The organism is Edwardsiella piscicida (assembly GCF_021733145.1).
GTDB classification, from domain to species: domain Bacteria; phylum Pseudomonadota; class Gammaproteobacteria; order Enterobacterales; family Enterobacteriaceae; genus Edwardsiella; species Edwardsiella piscicida.
Map to the genome: position 1 here is coordinate 3,003,267 of NZ_CP090968.1, position 20,019 is coordinate 3,023,285.

Annotated in this window: 13 protein-coding genes; 3 read left to right on the top strand and 10 right to left on the bottom strand. The window is 62.0% G+C overall.

The genetic code is table 11. The features are described 5' to 3' along the window. Nucleotides 1-182: 182 nt before the first annotated feature. The 4 genes from alaS to pncC form a co-directional block, all read right to left on the bottom strand. On the bottom strand, nt 183-2,810 hold the full coding sequence (gene alaS, locus L1P05_RS13745) for an alanine--tRNA ligase (protein ID WP_236888273.1): 2,628 nt from the start codon (nt 2,808-2,810) through the stop codon (nt 183-185). A 134-nt stretch (nt 2,811-2,944) separates the two neighbouring features. Further along, nucleotides 2,945-3,385 (bottom strand): recombination regulator RecX, encoded by a 441-nt coding sequence (gene recX, locus L1P05_RS13750; RefSeq protein ID WP_012849683.1) that lies wholly within the window; start codon nt 3,383-3,385, stop codon nt 2,945-2,947. 36 nt (nt 3,386-3,421) lie between these two features. Beyond that, nucleotides 3,422-4,483, bottom strand: a complete 1,062-nt coding sequence (gene recA / locus L1P05_RS13755; RefSeq protein ID WP_012849684.1) for a recombinase RecA — start codon at nt 4,481-4,483, stop codon at nt 3,422-3,424. 70 nt (nt 4,484-4,553) lie between these two features. Beyond that, on the bottom strand, nt 4,554-5,042 hold the full coding sequence (pncC, locus tag L1P05_RS13760) for a nicotinamide-nucleotide amidase (protein WP_012849685.1): 489 nt from the start codon (nt 5,040-5,042) through the stop codon (nt 4,554-4,556). 383 nt (nt 5,043-5,425) lie between these two features. On the opposite strand from pncC, the gene L1P05_RS13765 reads away from it, so the two are divergent. Next, nucleotides 5,426-10,381: an autotransporter domain-containing protein gene (locus tag L1P05_RS13765; RefSeq protein WP_012849686.1), complete on the top strand. Its 4,956-nt coding sequence runs from the start codon at nt 5,426-5,428 to the stop codon at nt 10,379-10,381. Between the two features lie 124 nt (nt 10,382-10,505). On the opposite strand, the gene L1P05_RS13770 is transcribed toward L1P05_RS13765, so the two are convergent. From L1P05_RS13770 to L1P05_RS13795, 6 genes are all read right to left on the bottom strand, one after another. Then, nucleotides 10,506-11,153, bottom strand: a complete 648-nt coding sequence (locus L1P05_RS13770) for a MarC family protein (protein ID WP_012849687.1) — start codon at nt 11,151-11,153, stop codon at nt 10,506-10,508. Beyond that, nucleotides 11,138-12,439, bottom strand: a complete 1,302-nt coding sequence (locus tag L1P05_RS13775; protein WP_012849688.1) for an APC family permease — start codon at nt 12,437-12,439, stop codon at nt 11,138-11,140. Before L1P05_RS13775 ends, L1P05_RS13770 begins: the two co-directional genes overlap by 16 nt. A gap of 5 nt (nt 12,440-12,444) precedes the next feature. Continuing rightward, a complete protein-coding gene (glsA, locus tag L1P05_RS13780) occupies nt 12,445-13,380 on the bottom strand; it encodes a glutaminase A (RefSeq protein ID WP_012849689.1) in 936 nt (311 codons plus the stop codon). A 75-nt stretch (nt 13,381-13,455) separates the two neighbouring features. Further along, nucleotides 13,456-15,036 (bottom strand): glutamine/gamma-aminobutyrate antiporter GadC, encoded by a 1,581-nt coding sequence (gene gadC, locus L1P05_RS13785; RefSeq protein WP_012849690.1) that lies wholly within the window; start codon nt 15,034-15,036, stop codon nt 13,456-13,458. Between the two features lie 36 nt (nt 15,037-15,072). After that, entirely contained in the window at nt 15,073-16,467 is a 1,395-nt protein-coding gene (gene gad / locus L1P05_RS13790) for a glutamate decarboxylase (RefSeq protein ID WP_012849691.1), read from the bottom strand. 282 nt (nt 16,468-16,749) lie between these two features. Then, the gene (locus L1P05_RS13795; RefSeq protein ID WP_012849692.1) at nt 16,750-18,330 is read right to left on the bottom strand and encodes a methyl-accepting chemotaxis protein; all 1,581 of its coding nucleotides are present in this window, start codon (nt 18,328-18,330) and stop codon (nt 16,750-16,752) included. 497 nt (nt 18,331-18,827) lie between these two features. On the opposite strand from L1P05_RS13795, the gene hdeB reads away from it, so the two are divergent. Both hdeB and L1P05_RS13805 read left to right on the top strand, forming a co-directional pair. Continuing rightward, the gene (gene hdeB, locus L1P05_RS13800; protein ID WP_015462241.1) at nt 18,828-19,145 is read left to right on the top strand and encodes an acid-activated periplasmic chaperone HdeB; all 318 of its coding nucleotides are present in this window, start codon (nt 18,828-18,830) and stop codon (nt 19,143-19,145) included. Nucleotides 19,146-19,268: 123 nt separating this feature from the next. Further along, nucleotides 19,269-19,937 carry a helix-turn-helix transcriptional regulator gene (locus tag L1P05_RS13805; RefSeq protein ID WP_012849694.1) on the top strand — a complete coding sequence of 223 codons (669 nt, stop codon included), beginning with the start codon at nt 19,269-19,271 and terminating at the stop codon, nt 19,935-19,937. The last annotated feature ends 82 nt before the right edge of the window (nt 19,938-20,019 follow it).

Consider the following 20,019-nt stretch of genomic DNA (forward strand, 5'->3'; position numbering starts at 1 on the left):
TAAAAACGTAAACAGCAACAACTCTATAATGTGTAAGCAGATTCCCGCCTACTACATTCTCAGTACAAGTTTAGCTCAAACTACACACACCATTGCAAAATTTATAACACCAAGCGGGCAAAAAAACAAAAAAACGCCGTATCCAACAAATGGATACGGCGTTTTCACCGTGCTAGCGTGGATTACAGCTTAGCGGCAACCCAATCCGTCACGCTGGCCAGCGCCTGCGGCAGAGCTGCGGCATCGGTTCCCCCGGCCTGCGCCATATCGGGACGTCCGCCGCCTTTACCACCGACCTGCTGCGCGACCATACCGATCAGCTCACCGGCCTTCACCTTGGCGGTCAGATCCTTGGTCACGCCGGCGATCAGGCTGACTTTACCCGCCTCTGCCGTCGCCAGCACCACGATGCAGGAGCCCATCTGGTTTTTCAGGTCATCCACCATGGTACGCAGCATTTTCGGCTCCACGCCGTCCAGCTGACTCACCAGCAGCTTCACCCCGTTAACCTCAACGGCTTTCCCGCTCAGCGAGGCGCTCTCCTGTGCAGCCTGCTGATCCTTGAGCTGCTGCAGCGCTTTCTCCAGCTGGCGGCTCTTTTCCATCACGGCGCGGATCTTCTCTGCAACGCTTTGGGCATCCCCCTTAACCAGGGATGCCGCCTCACGCAGCATATCGCTCTCCTGGTGCATCGCCAGCAGGGCCTGTTCACCGGTCACCGCCTCAATGCGACGCACGCCGGCCGCGGTGCCGCTCTCGCTGACAATGCGGAACAGACCGATATCGCCGGTGCGCTCTGCGTGCGTACCGCCGCACAGCTCGGTGGAGAAGTCACCCATGCTCAGCACGCGAACCTGGGCATCGTACTTCTTGCCGAACAGCGCCATGGCCCCTTTGGCCTTGGCCTCTTCCAGCCCCATCTCCTGCGTATCGATAGGCAGGTTGCGGCGGATCTGGGCGTTAACGATATCCTCAACCTGACGGATCTGCTGCGGCTTCATCGCCTCTGCGTGCGAGAAGTCAAAGCGCAGGGCGCCATCGCTCACCAGCGAGCCTTTCTGCGCGACATGCTCACCCAGCACGCTGCGCAGGGCGGCATGCATCAGGTGCGTCGCCGAGTGGCTCTGGCGGATACGCTCGCGGCGCGCGCCGTCGATGCTGGCCTGCACCCGCTCTCCGACCCGCAGACTGCCCTGGGCCACCTTACCGAGATGACCAATAGCCTGGCCGTACTTCTGGGTATCCTCAACCACAAAACGGCAGCCCTGCGCCGTCAGCTCGCCGCGGTCACCCACCTGGCCACCAGACTCGGCGTAGAACGGCGTCTGCGCCAGCACGACAACCCCTTCCTCTCCGGCCTGCAGGGCATCAACCGCCTGCCCGTTGTGAAACAGGGCCGTCACCAGGGCATCCTGCTGCTGCAGGTGATAACCGGTAAAGTCCGTGCTGCCGTCAACGCGGATCATACTGTTGTAGTCGGCGCCGAAGCCGCTGGACTCGCGCGCACGACGGCGCTGAGCCTCCATCGCCCGCTCGAAGCCCTCTTCATCCACCTTCAGACCGCGCTCGCGGCACACGTCGGCGGTCAGATCCAGCGGGAAGCCATAGGTATCGTACAGGCGGAATGCGGTCTCACCGTCCAGGGTATCCCCGTCCAGCGTAGACAGCTCGTCGTCCAGCAGCGTCAGCCCACGCTCCAGCGTGCGCGCAAACTGCTCTTCTTCCGTTTTCAGCACCTGCTCCACCATCGCCTGCTGCTGTGCCAGCGCATCGGCAGCTGACCCCATCACGGCGATCAGCGGCTTCACCAGCTTATAGAAGAATGCCTCTTTGGCGCCCAGCATATGTCCGTGGCGCACGGCGCGACGGATGATACGGCGCAGCACGTAGCCGCGGCCCTCGTTGGAGGGCAGCACGCCGTCGGAAACCAAGAATGCGCAGGAGCGGATATGGTCGGCGATCACCCGCAGCGATTTGCTGCTCAGATCGCTGACGCCGATCACCCGCGCGGTCTCTGCGATCAGGGTGCGGAACAGATCGATATCATAGTTGGAGTTAACGTGCTGCAGCACCGCCGCAATGCGTTCCAGCCCCATCCCGGTATCCACGGAAGGCTTCGGCAGCGGCAGCAGCGTGCCGTCGCTCTGGCGGTTGAACTGCATGAAGACGATGTTCCAGATCTCGATATAGCGATCGCCGTCTTCGTCCGGGCTGCCCGGAGGCCCCCCGGCAATGTGGGCACCGTGGTCATAGAAGATCTCGGTGCACGGGCCGCACGGGCCGGTATCGCCCATCTGCCAGAAGTTATCGGAGGCGTAGGCCGCACCTTTATTGTCGCCGATGCGAATAATGCGCTCGCGCGGTACGCCGACCTCGTTAGCCCAGATGTCGTAAGCCTCGTCGTCGCTTTCGTACACCGTCACCCACAGCTTCTCTTTCGGTAGGTTAAACCACTGCGCGCCGGTCAGCAGTTCCCAGGCAAAATTGATGGCGTCATGCTTGAAGTAGTCGCCAAAGCTAAAGTTGCCCAGCATTTCAAAGAAGGTGTGGTGGCGAGCGGTATAACCGACGTTCTCCAGGTCATTATGTTTACCACCGGCGCGTACGCAGCGCTGTGCCGTGGTGGCACGGCTATAGCTGCGCTTATCGATGCCAAGGAAAACATCTTTAAACTGGTTCATCCCGGCGTTGGTAAACAACAGTGTCGGATCGTTGTTCGGCACCAGGGAGCTGCTGTCCACCACCTGGTGGCCCTTACTGTGATAAAAATCGAGAAACGCTTGACGGATCTCAGCGGTACTCTTGCTCATAAATGTCCCGGAGTCTGGCTAGAAGAACAGTCCGTGAACAAAACAGCCCGCATTCCGCTGCCGACGCCCGCTCACGAACACAAAGTGACACTAAGATAAAATTTCTTCTCACCGAAGTAAAACGCCGCGTGCGTTCACGAAGTTAAATCGCGCAGGGCATCCTGGATCTCCTCCGAAAAGAAGCCGCGATACAGCAGATAGCGCTGCACTTTGGCCCGAGCGGCCCAATCGGGAGAGAGCGGTAGGGAAAAGTGGCGCTCCAGCGCACGGCGCGCCTGTGCGCTCCAGTCGATCTCACACTCGGCCAGCGCCTGCTGGATGAGATCGCGCGCCACGCCGCGCACCCCCAGCTCCTGACGAATGCGCTGCGCGCCATAGCCTTTACGGCTGCGGGAGTCAATATAGCGCTGGGCAAAGCGGGCATCGTCCAGCCACTGATAGCGCTGACAGTGGGCGATAGTCAACGCGATATCCGCCTCAGAAACGCCCTGCGCCGCAAGTTTGCGGCGCAGCTCATTCTCGCTGTGATCACGCTGGGCCAGCAGACGCATGGCCCGGTTAAGCGCGTCGCTCACGCAGACCTCGCCGCGCCGCGCCCGTGACCGGCGGGATTAGAAGTTTTCATCATCCGTCGCCGCGTCATCTTCGCGCTCAGCACCCGCGCGCTCGGCGTCGGTCGCCGCGGCGTGGCTCAGCAGCAGCTCACGCAGCTTGCCCTCCAGCTCAGCGGAGATCGTCGTATTCTCCTGCAGGAACTTCATGGAGTTCGCTTTACCCTGACCGATCTTGTCGCCATTGTAGCTGTACCAAGCTCCGGACTTATCCAGCAGCTTGTGCTTAACGCCCAGATCGATAAGCTCGCTCTCCTTGGAGATACCGGCGCCGTACAGGATCTGGAACTCAGCCTGGCGGAACGGCGGGGCCACCTTGTTCTTGACCACCTTGACGCGGGTCTCGTTGCCGACCACCTCATCGCCCTCTTTGATGGCGCCGATGCGACGGATATCCAGACGCACGGAGGAGTAAAACTTCAGCGCGTTACCGCCAGTGGTGGTCTCAGGGTTACCGAACATCACCCCGATCTTCATGCGGATCTGGTTGATAAAGACCACCAGACAGTTGGCGTTTTTGATATTGGCGGTCAGCTTACGCAGCGCCTGCGACATCAGACGCGCCTGCAGGCCTACGTGAGAGTCCCCCATTTCGCCCTCGATCTCCGCCTTCGGCGTCAGGGCGGCCACGGAGTCCACGATGATCACATCGACGGCGCCAGAGCGCACCAGCGCATCGCAGATCTCCAGCGCCTGCTCACCGGTATCCGGCTGCGACACCAGCAGATCATCGACGTTGACCCCCAGCTTGGCGGCATAGATCGGATCCAGCGCGTGTTCCGCGTCAATAAAGGCGCAGGTCTTCCCCGCCGCCTGAGCGCGCGCGATGACAGACAGGGTCAGCGTGGTTTTACCGGAGGACTCCGGCCCGAAGATCTCAACGACGCGCCCCATCGGCAGACCGCCGATGCCCAGCGCCACGTCCAGACTCAGAGAACCGGTTGAAATGGACTCAATGTCCAGCGTTTGGGTATCCCCCAGACGCATGATAGAACCTTTACCAAACTGCTTTTCAATCTGGCCTAACGCCGCAGCCAGGGCACGTTGTTTGTTCTCGTCCATCCGTTTACTCCACGCATAGCAAATCTGAAATTGACCTTGATTATACTGTATGCTCATACAGTATCAAGGCTCACGTAAGAAATTTTTCCAGCAGCGTCCGCAGCGCAAACTGCGCCGCCTGCCGCCGTACGGCATCCCGATCGCCGGTAAAATGCCGGCACAGGCACAGGGGCTCTCCGCCGCGGGCGGCAAAGCCAAACCAGACGGTGCCGACCGGTTTCTGCGCGCTGCCGCCGTCGGGCCCGGCAATACCGCTCACCGCCACGGCCAGATCGGCCCGCGCTGCGCGCAGCGCGCCGACGGCCATCGCCGCCGCCACGGGCTCGCTGACCGCGCCATGCTGCGCCAGCACGCCGCCTGCCACCCCCAGCATCTCCTCTTTAGCCCGGTTGCTGTACGTGACAAAGCCGCGCTCAAAATAGCACGAGCTGCCGGCGATATCGGTCAACAGCTTGGCGATCAGCCCCCCGGTGCAGGATTCGGCACAGGTGACCTGCTCCCCGCGCGCGCGCAGACGTTCGCCCACCTCTCGGCTTAACGTCGTGAGCGATTGTTCCATAGCGACTCCTTGGTTCATAGCGGGGCTGACGGCATAGTAGCACGTTCTGCCGCGGGAGACCCCGACGGCGAGGAGCGCGTTAAAATAGTGAAAGTAAATAAATAAGCTCAATAGAATATATAGATATTATATTCCGCAAGGCAATGTGCAAATATTAGAAATACCCTCAAAAAATAATCTCTATATTCCCGTTAGGTTGCTCACACAATAACGTCAAATTTAAAAACGACGCAGCGAAAACATGTTAATTAGCGGTTGACACAACATTAATCTCGAAGAAGAAGTCAAAGAAATACCATAACCATAAAGCCGCTGACGCCCCTACCGTCGGGCCGAGCCTATGTGTGTCGCGTTTTATTCCACATTAACGCAAGGACACCGCTATGAAGAAAAAACGGAATATGGCTTTCCGCCGGTCTACGCTCGCACTCTCTATCGCGATGCTGCTCGGCATCGGCGTCATATCGCCCCGCTGGGCCGCCGCCGATCAGCCCCGCCTCTCCACCCGTACGACACCTATTATTACGCTTAATGATGCAACTAATACCTATTATTTTAAAGACGCCAATAAAAACGGCACGCTGGATATCTATGAAGACTGGCGCAGGCCCGTCGCGCTGCGCGCCGTCGATCTGCTGAGTCAAATGCGTAATGAGGATAAGCTGGGACTGATGGTCATCGGCTCACAGTATTTAGGCTCGGCGGGTAACTGTAGCACGGCCAACGCCAACGGTATTCTGTGTGAAAGCTATCGGGAAGCCACCAGCAACGTATTCAGCGCCCCGGGCGACAGCTTTGAGTTCTTTGAAAAGCCGGTCATTGAACGCAGCGCGCCGGCGACCGAAGGGATCCTCGACTGGAAAGTGCGCTTTATGATCGATCGCAGCAACGCCGATCCGCTGACGCTGGCTATCTGGACCAACGCCCTGCAGCAGGTGGCGGAGGGCTCCACGCTCGGGATCCCCGTCGTGGTCACCTCGAACCCGCGCAACCACAATACCGACAACGTCGGCTTTGGCCTGCAGGAGTCCTCTGGAACCTTCTCCCTGTGGCCCAGCACCCTCGGCATGGGCGCCGCCTTTATCGGCGAAATGGAGACCCTCAACGCCCCCAGCGATATGCTGCTGACCTTCGCGCGTCAGGCAGCGCAGGAGTGGGACGCCACCGGAATCCGCAAAATGTATGGCTACATGGCGGATACCGCCACCGATCCGCGCTGGTTTCGGCTGGCCGACACCTTTGGCGATAGCCCGGAGATCGTCGCCGAGGCCACACGTCAGATCGTCACCGGCTTCCAGGGGGATACGCTAGGCAACCATGGCATCGCCATGACCACCAAACATTTCCCCGGCGGCGGCGCCCGCGATCGCGGCACCGATCCCCACTATGTCTACGGTCAATACTCCCCCTACCCGACCAAAGACAGCCTGTATCGCTACCATCTGCCCGGCTTTATCGCCGCCGTCGATGCCGGCACCTCGTCGATCATGCCCTACTATGCGCGTCCCAGCGACGCCATGAGCCTGCCTCAGCTGTATCTCAGCGATATTCCCGAGGCGGAGAAGATCGTCAATGACGCCGGCGACGGCTCGACCCTGTTTACCCGCGACCGCTTCGGCAACCGTATCTATGATCCGCTGTATCTGGCCAAGAAGAGCCCGGAGAAATTCCTGGAGAACGGGTTTAGCGAAGAGCTGGGCTTTGCCTATAGCCACAAGCTGATCGACCGTCTGCTGCGCGATCAGCTCGGCTTTACCGGCTATATCAACAGCGATTCCGGTATTCTGACCGGCATGGCCTGGGGGCTAGAGGCGGCCACGCTGGCTCAGCGCGTCGCCCTCGGCGCCGCCAACGGCGTGGACGTGTTCAGCGATCTCTCCGACGTATTCCTGTTCCGGGACGCCTTTGCCACGGAAGATACCTTCCGCCAGGGGGTACTGGATCAGGCCGCCGGACGGCTGCTGACGGAGATGTTCCATCTGGGGCTGTTTGAGGATCCCTACCGCGATCCGCAGCGCGCCGTGGCGATCTTCAATGAGCGCGAGCGCCAGCAGGCCGCCTATCAGGCCCATCAGAAGTCGGTCGTGGTGCTGAAGAACAGCGGCAATCTGCTGCCGTTGACCGAAGCAAAGATCGGCGATGCGCCGGTCTACATCGAGTTCTTCTCGCGCGACGCCGAGGCGCAGCGGGCGACGGACACCCTGACGCTGTACCAGGCCATAAAACGCCAGGCGCCCTGGCTTAACGTCACCTTTGATATCGACAGCGCCGAGTACGCCCTGCTGTTCGTCAAGCCGTCGGATGGCGTTGGGCTGTTCGAACAGAGCGCCGAGTTCGTCTATAACCTGCAGATCGACGACCATAACGGCATCGACATCGACCGAATCAACCTGATCCAGGCCAAGGTGCCGACCATCGTCAACCTCAATCTCGCTCAGCCGTGGCTGCTGGAGAACCTGGAGCCGGGCGCCGCCGCCCTGACCGCCAGCTTCGCCACCCTCTCCGAGGCGGTGGTGGACGTCATCGCCGGCAACGTCAACCCGGTGGGCGCACTGCCGGTCACGCTGCCGCGCAACGAGGGCGAAGTAGTCAAGGCCGAAACCGCCGGACCGCAGCGCTCCGGCGCGATTATCGCCTCCGACGCGCCGGGCTACCTGCGCGATAATCAGGATGAGTATGTCTATGCCGACCGCGACGGCAGCGCCTATCTGACCGGTTTCCACCTGACGTGGGATATCGAGGCGCTGGACAATACCCCTCCCGATCGCGACGCGCTGCGCCAACAGGCGCGCATCGGGCTGGTGACCGCCCGCTGGCGACAGGCGCAGAATCCGCCCCATATCGACCGCTACTACCTCACAGAGAAAGCGCTAAGCGCGCGGATGGCGGCCCATAAAGGCAGTACGCTGGCCCTGAGCGACCGGGTGAATCTGGCCGTGAACCAACCGGCGCACGGCGACGACGATGTGGATGCCGATCTGAAAACGCGCCAGCCGGCGCGCAGCATGAACCCGGGGCTGTTTATCACCAAAGAAGACAACGCCGTGACGCTGGAGAACGTCGTCAACGGCGGCATCTACCGCCGCAGCGCGGCCCCAGCGCAGAGCGCCAATGTCTACGCCGCCGGGATCTGGCTGGATGCCTCCGCCGACCATAACTCGCTGCGCCTAAACAACAGCATCAATCTGGCCTACAGCGACGCCCTGGCCGCCTATGGGGTATTCCAAAACGCCAGCAGTCAGGACAACCTGCTACTGCTGCAGAATTCGCTGAACCTCGCGCTCGGCGACGGCGTCAGCGCCCACGGGATCTACCATGGCAACAATAATGCCTATAACCTGCTGACCGACGCGGGCTACGACAGCGGGCAGCGTCAGGCGTTTAGCCAAAGCGCGGTGATCCTGGACCATGCGGCTAACCTGGCCGCCCGTCTCAACGACGGGGTCTTCTCCACCCTGACCAGCGCCTTTACCAACGTGCCGACGCTGATCCTCAACAACAGCCTGGTGGGCGGTAATATCACCCAGACCGCGGGAGATGACTTCCTGCTCAGCTTCAACAGCGCGCTGTACGGCGACATCGCCCTGAGCAACGGCAACGATATTTTCGTGCTGGACGAAAACAGCCGCGACGTCACCCTGCGCGGGCAGATAACGCCAGACTATCGGTTTACCGACAGCCTATACATCTACACCCCCTCCTGTCGCGACAGCCACTGTCTGCAGCTCATCCAGGATGAAGGCAGCTTCAAGGTTGTCAGCGCCGCCCCCACCAACGGGACCCCACACACCATCGCGAACGTCCACTACGGCGCGGTGAACCCGTTCAATGTCTATCAGGTCATGGCGGACGGCAGCGTCTCCGACGTCGCGCTGCTGAGTCGCGATGTTCCGCCGCCGCTGCGCCCGCTGATCCAAGCCTACCGCTATACCTTCGCCAACGGCTATCAGGCAGACTTCGCCCTGCCGGTGCAGAATAGGGATAGCGTTACCCTGCGCGGGGCCGAGATGCAGGTCGGCGACTGGCGCCTGACGCCAAACGCCGTCGTTACCCCGCAGGGCTACCGACTGCGCGGCGACGGCCTGCTGGTCAGCGCCGGTACCCCACTGCCCGCGCTGGTCACCGGCAGGGTCGAGGTGCCCAGCGATCCCACCTATCTCCTGCTCCCTGACGCCAGCGGCACTCCCCGTCTGGAGCGCTTCACGGAGCCGCGCATCCTCGATCCCGGCAAACCGATAACCCTGACCCAGGATGCCCTGCTGGTACGGGATATCGCCAACCGCGCCGCGCCGGAGAATACGCTGCTGGTCGCGATTGACGGGGCGCAGATGCAGGTCAAAACCCCCGCCGGCATCCAGGCCAGCGTCGACATCAACGCGCTGAGCGCCACCCGGGTCAGCCATATCCCCGGCAGCGCGCTGCATATCGATGCCTTTAACTATCTGCTGGAGGTCCCGGGGATGCTCAACGACACGCTGCAGGCTCGCGAACGCAGCGTGCGTCTGCAGGAGGGCGACCTGGATGTCTACCTGAACTACCTGGCCGACAACCGCACCTATGACGGCGGCAACGGCGGCGCGGGCAGTAAGGGGCAGACCTCCGGCATCGCACTGGGGCTGGGCGCCGGCGTAGCCGATGCTCTGACGCTGTACGGTCAGCTGGCGAAAACCTACGGCACGCTGAGCAGCGGCGCCAGCGAGGCCGATGTGGATGTCAACAGTCTGACGCTCGCCCTCACCTACCGCCCGCAGACGACGGCGGAGAGCAATACCCCCTTTGTCTCTCTGAGCGCTGGGCTGGGCTGGAGTCAGTATGAGCCTCGCCGGCAGATGGGAAGCCTGGGACAGGCGCGGGCAGACAGTGACGGGTGGCTTTACAGCTATGCGCTGACGGTCGGCTATGAAGCCAATCTGAGCTCGGCATGGCGTCTGACGCCGTCGCTGGCGCTGCAGGGCAGCTATCTGCGTCAGGACGCGTTCCGCGAGTCGGGACACGATACGCTGGCTCTCGACGTCGCCCAGTTCAGCGATAGCCGTAACGATATAGCCCTGCGCCTGGACAGCGATTATCGCATCAGCCTCGGCGACTGGCAGATAGCGCCGCGGCTGTTCGCCGAATACCGCTATGGTCTGGGCGATAAAAATAGCCGGGCGGATCTGCGGCTGGGCAGCGCGACGCTGGATCCGATCGTCCACGTCCGCGGCGATAACCAGCTGCGCGGCGGCGCAGAGCTGGGCGTCGGCTACGGCGCCTGGTCGCTGGCGCTGCGCGCCGACGGCACCGTCGGCGATAAGCGCGGCGGCGGCAACGCGGCCCTTCTCGTAGGCGCCCGCTTCTAACGGCCCATCCCACCGGCGCGCGCCCCGCGCGCGTGCCGGTATTCAGTCAAGCGTTGAGGATCGCGGCCGCTCGCCGCCATCGCCCCGCACTCTCCCCTCCCCCGTCCGTGCACAGCGCCATCGGCTACTTCGCGAGGCCATACTGCAGCACCAGCTGCGTCAGTCCAGAGGCCAGCAGCTGCAGCGACAGCGTCACCAAAACGATGCCGGCGATGCGCGCCATGGCATCGATCGCCCCGCTCGAGAGGCGCCCGTGCAACGGGCCGACCGCCAGAAACGTCAGGGCAATGGTCGGCGCCATCAGCAGAATCACCGCCGACAGCTGCAGCAGGCCCGCCAGAGAGCCGTCATGGCTGGCCAACGAAATGCCGACGGCGATGGTTCCCCCGCCAATGGTCAGCGGAAACAGCAGCGGCACCAGCACCATATCCTGCACGTTGGGGCGGGCATCGGGCGTGACGACCATCCGCGCCGGCTCCGCCTTGGTCCCCTTGGTCATCAGCGGCCAGCCCTGAAACAGCAGCGCCGCGCCGCCGGTCGCGGTCAGCGCGTGGGCGTTCAGCCCCAGCGCCATCAGCAGGTAGTTCCCGATCCAGATAGCGACCAGCATCACCGCCACATATTCGAGCGCCACCTTCCAGGCCAGCTGGCGCAGCGTATGGGGCGGCGTCTGGCCCAGCAGGATCGTCGCTGCCGTGATGGTGGCCGGGGGACAAAACATCGACAGGAAGGTGACATAGGTGAGCAGAAAATGAATCAGCCATGTTTCCATACCGTCCGTCCCCGTCGGAAAAGCAGCGCCAGCGCCAGGCTCAGCAACAGCGCGCCCAGTACCCACAGCAGCGCCGGCCCGCCCTGCTGCCACAGACTAAAGAGAAAGCCGACGATCACCAGCAGCATCACCAGCGCCCCGCACAGCAGCAGCGGCGCGGCGGCGCCGATCTCCCGGCGCAGGCGCCAGGCCACCACAAAGACCGCCAGATAGCAGAACAGAAAGGTTGCGCTGGCGACGTTGGCCAGCGCGCCGAGATCCAGCAGCAGCGTTATCAGCATAATCAACGCCACCACCGTCAGGTTGCCGGGCGTGCTCTGGCGCCACAGCGGGCGGCGGAATGCCCCCGGCAGCTCGCCCTCGCTGCCCATGCTGGCCATGATGTTAAAGGCCGCAAACAGCGTCGCGTTGATCGCCGAGGCCGTCGCCAGCAGCGCGCCGATCGCCACGATGGTATAGCCCACCCGCCCCAGCAGCGGATAGGCGGCCTGCGCCACCGCCGTATCGGCGTAGCGCTCCAGCTGCGCCGCCGGCACATCGCTGACCAGCACCAGCGCCAGCGTCACATACAGCAGCGCCGTCACGCCGATGGCCAGCGTGAAAGCCCGCGGCATGGTGGTGGCCGGGCTGCGCACCTTATCGGCCGCGTTGGCCATCATGCCAAAGCCCGCGTAGGCGAGAAAGGTAATGCCGATGGCGGAAAAGAAGGCGCCACCGCCGGGCGACGACGTCAACGTCAGCGAGGCCGGGTGCAGTGCCCATACTCCGGCGGCGATCAGCACCAGCAGGATCCCCAGCTTAATGGCCACCAGCACCACCTCCAGCCGCCCGACGGCATGGCTGCTCAGGGCGTTGAACAGCGCCATCAGCGCGATCACCCCCAACGCATAGCTCAGGATCACCCGCTGATCCTGGCTGCCGTCATGCAGCAGATCGGCGGCATAGGCGCCAAACGCTCGCGCCACCATGGCGATGGTCAGCACCAGCGTCACCAGATACAGCAGCGACAGCGACAGCGTCAGCAGCCCGTCGCCTAGCCCGCGGCGGAAGAAATCGATAATGCCGCCGTTGCTGGGGTAGCTGGCCCCCAGGCGGGCGTAGGCGTAGCCCGAAAACATCGCCACCACGCCGCCAAAGACAAAGGCCAGCCAGGTCGACGAGCGCATCAGCAGCGCCGCCTGCCCCAGCAGCGCGAAGATCCCCGCGCCGACCATCGCCCCGATGCCGATGGCGACCACATGCCACAGCCCCAGGGGTTTCTCGTTGTCGCCATCGCCCGCATTCATCGTATTTAGGCCTTATACAGGTTATAGCCCAGCCGTGCGGCGACGTCCGCCACCATTTTTCGCCCGCGGACGCTGTTACCCGCCTCATCCAGCGGCGGAGAAAAGGCCGCGATGCCCATCACCCCCGGCACCACGGCCAGGATCCCACCGCCGACCCCGCTCTTGCCCGGCAGACCGACGCGGTAGGCCCAGTCGCCGGATCGTCCGTACAGCCCCTCCATGGTCATTTCCGCCAGAATGTAGGGCACGTTGTCGGCCTGCAGCACCCGCCGCCCGCTGCGCGGATTGACCCCGCCCGCCGCCAGCGTGGCGCCCAGCGTCGCCAGCTCAACGGTATCAATGAGCGTGGAGCACTGGCGGGTATACACGTCGCAGGCCTCCATCGGATCGCAGTACATGGTGCCGGCCGAATAGAGTAGCCAGGCGATGGCGCGGTTGTGAAAGTTGGTGGTCTGCTCCGACTGGTTCACCTCGTCCGACAGCGCCACCGTCTCGCCGGCCAGCTGCTGCTGAATGGCCAAAATACGCTGCCAGCGCTGCTCACGGTTGTCGGCCTTAATCAGGCTAGCCGAGGCCATGGCCCCCGCATTGACCAGCGGTGACAGCGGCTTGCCGCCGTGTAGCTCCAGCGCCATCACCGAGTTGAACGGCAGACCGGTCGGGTCCGCGCCGATCTTTTCCTGCACCGCCTCGGGCCCCACGTCCTCCAGCGCCAGCGCCAGGGTACACACCTTGGAGATCGACTCCAGGGCGAAACGGTAGTCGCTGTCGCCGGCGCAGTACACCGCGCCGTCGCGCGTGACCACCGCCACCGCCGCCAGCTGGCTCGGCACGCTAGCCAGATAGGGGATGTAGTCCGCGTTTTTTCCCCCGGCCAGCGTCGCATACTGTGCATGGGCCGCATCGACGGCCTGCTGCAATCTCTGTGCATCTAACGTCATGATATAACTCCTGATACCACTCCGGGTTAAAGTGTAGGCAGGGCCTATGCCCTGCCCAATGTCTTACGGACGGGATCAGACCGGTGACGTCGGCGGTTTATTGCCGGGCGCCGCGGCAGTCTGCTGTGCCTGGGCCGCCAGCACGCTGGGGTGGGCGGAGGAGTCCGTCGGAATGCCCGGATGCCCTCCCTCGACCTGCCAGGTGAACGGCGCAAAGTCGCTGTTGTCATCACGCCAGTGTGGTTTACGGATGGCATAGATAACGAACGGCACCAGGCAGAAGAACAGCGACAGGGCGATCAGGATGCCGACATACTCCATCGGGCTTCCCACCGCGATCTGGCTCGGCGGCACGAAGCTGAGGATAAAGGCGAGGATCGAGCCGACCAGCCCGGCGCCGCCGATAATCCACATGCCGATGGCGCCCCCGGGGATCCGATAGGGCCGCGGGCGGTTAGGCTGGCTGTAGCGCAGATAAATCGCCGCACAGAACATCAGGATGTACATGATCAGATACAGGATCACCGTCAGCTGGCTGAGGATCTGATACGTCGCCTGCACCGACGGCAGGATCACAAACAGAATCGACAGGATAGTAACGATCACCGCCTGCAGCAGCAGGATGTGGGTCGCCATGCCATTCTGGTTGGTGTGCTGCCACCAGCGCGGCAGGTAACCCGCCTTCGCCACGACCAGCAGACCGGTACTGGGGCCACCGACCCAGGTCACCACCCCCGCCAGTACGCCAATCGCCAGCGCGCAGGCCATCACGGGCCCGAGCCACTCCACGTGCGCCCATTTGAACATGTCGTCAAAGGCCACCAGCAGACTCTGGGTCAGGTTGATATCGGACTGGGGAATGATAAAGGCGATGGCCAGGGTCCCGAAGACGAAGATCACCACGGTCCCCAGCGCCGCCAGCATGATGGCGATGGGGTAATTGCGCTGCGGGTTGTCCACATCCTTCACGTGAATGGCGTTCATCTCCATCCCGGCGTAAAACAGGAAGATACTGGCCGCCAGCACCACGTTGTCAAAGTTGGTGAAGTCGGGTACCACCTGATCCCAGCTGAGGGTGATTTGCGGCGTACCGCCGCCTATCAAGTAGGAGAATCCCAGCACGATCAGGATAATCGCCGGAATGATGGTGCCTATCATCCCCCCCCATTTGGAGACCTTGGCAAAGGTATTCACCCCCTTAAAGGCAATAAAGGTCGCCAGCCAGTAGATGAACAGCACAATGGGCAAGATAAAGAAGCGATTGGCGGAGAGGGCCTCATCCCAGCGCTGATCGGGGCCGATAAACGCCAGGGAGACGGCGCCAAAGGTCAGCGCCGTTGGGAACCATACCGTCACCTCAATCCACAGCATGCACATCGCCAGGAAAGCCCAGTGCGGTCCGAAAGCCTCGCCAACCCAGCGGAATATCCCCCCCTTCTCCGGCCAGCCGGTCGCCAGCTCGGCCGCGACCAGCGAGACCGGGATCAGGAAGAAGATCGCCGCAAACAGATAGTAGAAAATGGAGCTCAGCCCATATTCCGCCTCTGCCGGCAGCCCGCGCAGGCTGACCACCGCGACGATATTCATGATCGCCAGAGTCATGATACTCAGTTTCTTCACCGACACGGGTGAGGCGGCGGTCGATTTTGTAGCCATGATAGTCACTCCTTACGTCAAGGGTGGACAGGCGCCTCAGGAATGTTTGAAGCTGTTCTGATGCGCCACATTGGCCACTGCCGGATGGGCCTTAAGATAGGCCAGCGCCGCGCGGAAGTCCTCCATCAGCAGCTGGGCAAAATCCATCTCAAAGCCGCGGCGGCACATGATGCGCATCACCACCACGTCGGACATTTCACCGTTCAACGCAAAGGCCGGAACCTGCCAGCCGCGCAGGCGCAGGCGCTCGGAGAGATCGTACAGGCTATAGCCCAGCGCCTTGCCAGCCGGAATGCGGAAGCACACCGCCGGAATACCCTGCTGCGGATCGCCGCTGCAGATAAACTCATAGGGTCCCAGCTTAGCGATCTCCGCCGCCAGGAACTGCGCCACCTGATAGCTGGCGGTATGCACCTTGGTGTAGCCCTCGCGTCCCAGACGCAGGAATTCATAGTACTGCGCGATCACCTGACCCGCGGGACGGGAGAAGTTAATGGCAAAGGTGCCAACCTGTCCGCCCAGATAGTCCACCTTAAAGATCAGATCGTCCGGTAAAGAGGCGGCGTCACGCCACACCACCCAGCCGCAGCCGAGCGGCGCCAGGCCGAACTTATGGCCGGATGCGCTGATGGATTTCACCCGCGGCAGACGGAAGTCCCAGACGATATCCGGGGCGCAGAACGGTGCCAGGAAGCCGCCGCTGGCGGCGTCGACGTGCATGTCGATATCCAGCCCGGTACGCGCCTGCAGATCGTCCAGCGCCTTGTGCAGCACGTCAGGCATCTCATAGTTACCGGTGTAGGTAACGCCAAAGGTCGGCACGACGCCGATGGTGTTCTCATCGCAGGCGGCGATCATCCGCTCCGGATCCATAAACAGCTTGCCGGGCGCCATCGGGATCTCGCGCAGTTCGACATCCCAGTAGCGGGCAAACTTATGCCAGCAGACCTGTACCGGCCCGCACACCATGTTGGGCTTATCCACCGATTTTCCCTGCGCCAGACGCTTGGCGCGCCAGCGCCACTTCATCGCCATGCCGCCCAGCATGCAGGCCTCGGAGGAGCCGATAGTATTGGTACCGACGGCCTGTCCATCCGCCGGGCGCGGCGCATGCCACAGATCGGCCACCATATTGACGCAGCGCAGATCGATCGCCGCCGACTGCGGATACTCCTCTTTATCGATCCAGTTTTTATTGATCGAAATATCCATCAGGCGGTGTACATAGTCGTCATCCCAGGTCTGACAAAACGTCGCCAGGTTTTGCCGGGCATTGCCGTCTAAAAACAGCTCATCGTTAATAACCTGGAAAGCAATGTCTTCGCGCATTTCTCCCTGAGGAAAATGGTGTGCCTCTGCCGCCGTGCGAATAGCCTCTGAACCAAAGCGGGAATCCAAATATCCCCCACGGGTATCAGTACCTTTTTTCATTATCTCTCTCCCAAATGGTAAATCGCTGATGACCAAAAGACAGACTCAGGAGAAAAGGGCCGCCGTCGTTATGCGCCGCCCGTTCCCTATTCCTCCTTAAGTGATCGCCAAAATAGGTAAACAGGCAAATTATTAACATTAATTATTTATAGAATGATTAAGATAATGATGAGAAAAATAACGCTAACTAATAGATAAGAAAGGAAACAATAGCGAGGAATAAAATTATTCGCCGCCCGCAACGCGGGACGGCGACATCGTACCCGAACGGGCGTTCAGGAATCAGATACGGAACTGAGCGATGGTGCCGTGCAGTGACCGCGCGTGCTCCTCCAGCGCGCGGGCATCGCCCGCCAACTGCTCTGAAAGGGCCGCGTTCTGGCGGATACCGCTGTCCATGAAGGCCACCGCGCTGACGACCCCATCCACCGTTCCGGCCTGCTCGGCGGAGTCTGCGCTGATCAGATTCACCGCGCGTTTCACCTGCTGCATCGACGCATCAATTTGGGTCATACAGCGCTCGGCGCTGTCAACGGAGTGGGCGTTGCTGCGCACCCGCTGTACCGAGCGGGCCAACAGCTGGCCGATATCGCGGGCGGCGACCGACGAACGCTGGGCCAGAGAGCGAACCTCTGCGGCCACCACGGCAAAGCCACGCCCCTGACTGCCGGCCCGCGCCGCTTCAACCGCCGCGTTCAGCGCCAGGATGTTGGTCTGAAACGCGATGGACTCGATGATGCGGGTAATATCGGAGATCTCCGCCGAATCCTTGATGATGTGCTCCATATCCGCCACCACGGCATGGATCACCCGGCTGCCCTCGGCCACCTGCTCGCCGGCATCGGCCACCAGACTGTCCGCATGACCGGCGTTCTCGGAGTTACGCTTTACCGCCGCCGCAAACTGCGCGATCGCCGCCGCCGTCTGCTGAATGGACGAGGACTGACTGTCGCTGCGGGCGGCCAGATCGCCGCTGCCGCCGGTCAAGCCTTGGCTGACGCCGGAAACCTGCTGTACCGACGTTTTCACCTGCCCCAGCAGATCGGTCAGCGCCCGCTGCATCTCCTGGGTCGCCGCCAGAATACTGCCCGCCGGCACCGGCGCTATCGCCAATCGATACTGCAGATCGCCCGCGGCAATGGCGTTAATCAGGCGACGCAGGGCAACCGGCTCGGCGCCCAGCGTACCGCTGATGGTGCGCCGGATCGACATAGCGATCAGCACCACCGTGATGACCGCCAGCGCGGCCAGCGCCAGCATCAGAAAGCGAAAGTGTTCGGAGACCCCGCGCGCAACCTGGGTCTGCGCGTTGCTATAGCCATCCTCGATGGTGATAAAGGCATTGATCTGTTTCAGCCAGGTCACAAAGCGGGGGCCGGCCTGCTGCAGCAGTAGCTGAGACGCCTGCTCGCGCTGCCCCGCCTCGCGCAGGGCGATCACCTGTGCGATCAGCGGCAGGGTCTGAGACTCCGTCGCCGCCAGTTCGCTATAGACCCGCTGTTCCTCTGCGCTGAACCCGGCGCTGCCGCTGCGCAGCTGCTCCAGATGCTGCCAGGCCCGCTGATAGTCGCCCCCCAGGCGGCTAATATCTCGCACGATGGGCGCCAGTGCGCCCGGCTCGACCAGCACGACGTCGCGCAGCGCAATGGCGCGATCGTGTACGCTGCCGCGCAGATCCACCGCCAGCTGCTGCTTCACGTTATTCACATCGTTAATCTGCTCCAGCGAGCTTTTAATCTTACCGACCTGCCACACGCTGACCGACGCCAGCAGCAGCACCAGTACCAGCACCACGCCAAAGCAGATGACGATCCGCCCCCCAATTGTCACTCGCTGAAAATAACTGCGTACTGCCGCCAACATGACTTTCCCTCAAATAAAATGCCGACCACGCATCGGCTAAATAGGTTTTATCGTTATCCTGTCGTGGGGTAACCCCAGCGCCACCCCGGTAGCCAACCGCATCAATACCGACATCGCTCTGGAATAGTTATCCGTAACTACGCTATATCGGCCAGATGCAGCAACAATTCAGTCATCTCGCCGCTTTATTTACCTATCGATGAGATAGCAATGACGAATCAATCCGGCGCTAGCGAAATAACGGCGTTTTCTTGCTCAGAGCGCGACGCAGTAAACAGCGATGGATACCCCGATCGACCTAGAGCCGATACCCCGGCAGATTTTGCGCCGCCGTACGCCATTCGCGACTATAGTGCTAATAGCGCGTTTTCCGGCAGCTCGGCGCGCGCCTCGGGCTCCCCTTGAAAAGGCCCCGCGTTGCTGGCAAGATGGCGTAAAATATGTAATACAAAATGCATATTCTATTTATCGATCAATTAAGTGAGGCAGTGACAGTAATGAAAATGACGCTACTCGCCGCGGTTCTGGGCACCCTGACGCTGGGCTGCGCCAGCCTGGCCCAAGCCGCCACGGAAACCACGCCGCAGAACATGACCTGCAAAGAGTTTGTGAACCTGAATCCTAAGGCGATGACGCCGGTCGCATTCTGGATGCTCAATAAAGATACCGATTATAAAGGCGGTGACTACGTCGACTGGAATGAGGTCGAAACCGTCGCCGTGCCTCAGGTGATGGAAGTCTGCAAGCAGCACCCGCAGAAGAAAGTTATGGATATCAAAGGTCAGATTAAACCTGCCGGCAACGCGGCGCACTAATCCACCGTCGCCCGGCTCCGCTGAGTCGGGCGCGTTTATCCCTCGCCTCCCCACGCCGAATGGACAGCCCACCCGCAGTGCCTACACTTAATGGGCTCCCAGTCAGCCTAGCGCGGAGGCGCCATGCGGCCAACGATATCCCCACAGGCGTTACCCGAGCGGCCCCACCGCGTCTACATCGTCGCCCCCTGCCCCTTTTTTGCCCAGGGACTGGCGGCCCTGCTGGCTCCGTATCTGGAAACGCACCTGCTCCCCTCCCTACAGGCGCTAAGCCACGATCGGCAGGACGCCGGACCGACGAGGGCCATCGTCTGTACCGGCGCGCTGAACAGCCAGCGCCTTAGCGAACTGAGTCAGCTGGTCGCCCGTCTACGACGACGCCATCCCGCGGGGCTGCAGCTGCTGGCCGTACTGGATGCCCGTCATCCCGGCCTGGAGCGTCTGCTGCTGGCGATGGGATTCGACGCCGTCTGGTATGACCGTCTTAACCTGACCCAGTGGCTGCTGCACCTGGCCCACTGGCTCGACATCCGCCCCACGGCGGAGCGGATCGCCGTGCGCCCCTATCTCACCGAACGGGAGCTGCGGGTGCTGAAATGGAGCGCCGAGGGCGCCTCGCTGCCGACTATGGCCCAACAGCACGGCGTCAGCGTGAAAAGCCTCTACAGTCAGCGCCGCTCCGCGCTGCATAAGCTAGGGCTGACCCGCACCCGCGAGTGGCTACAGCTCTCCGCCTCCCTGCTGCGTACGCCGCCCTTTGCCATCAAACGCCGCCGCACGCCGCCGGCCTGATCGCCGCGGGCGCCCCGCAAAACGCGCTCGCGGTTCCCCTGCCCGAAAGAGTTGGTTATCATGCTCAGTTAACGGTTTTCTG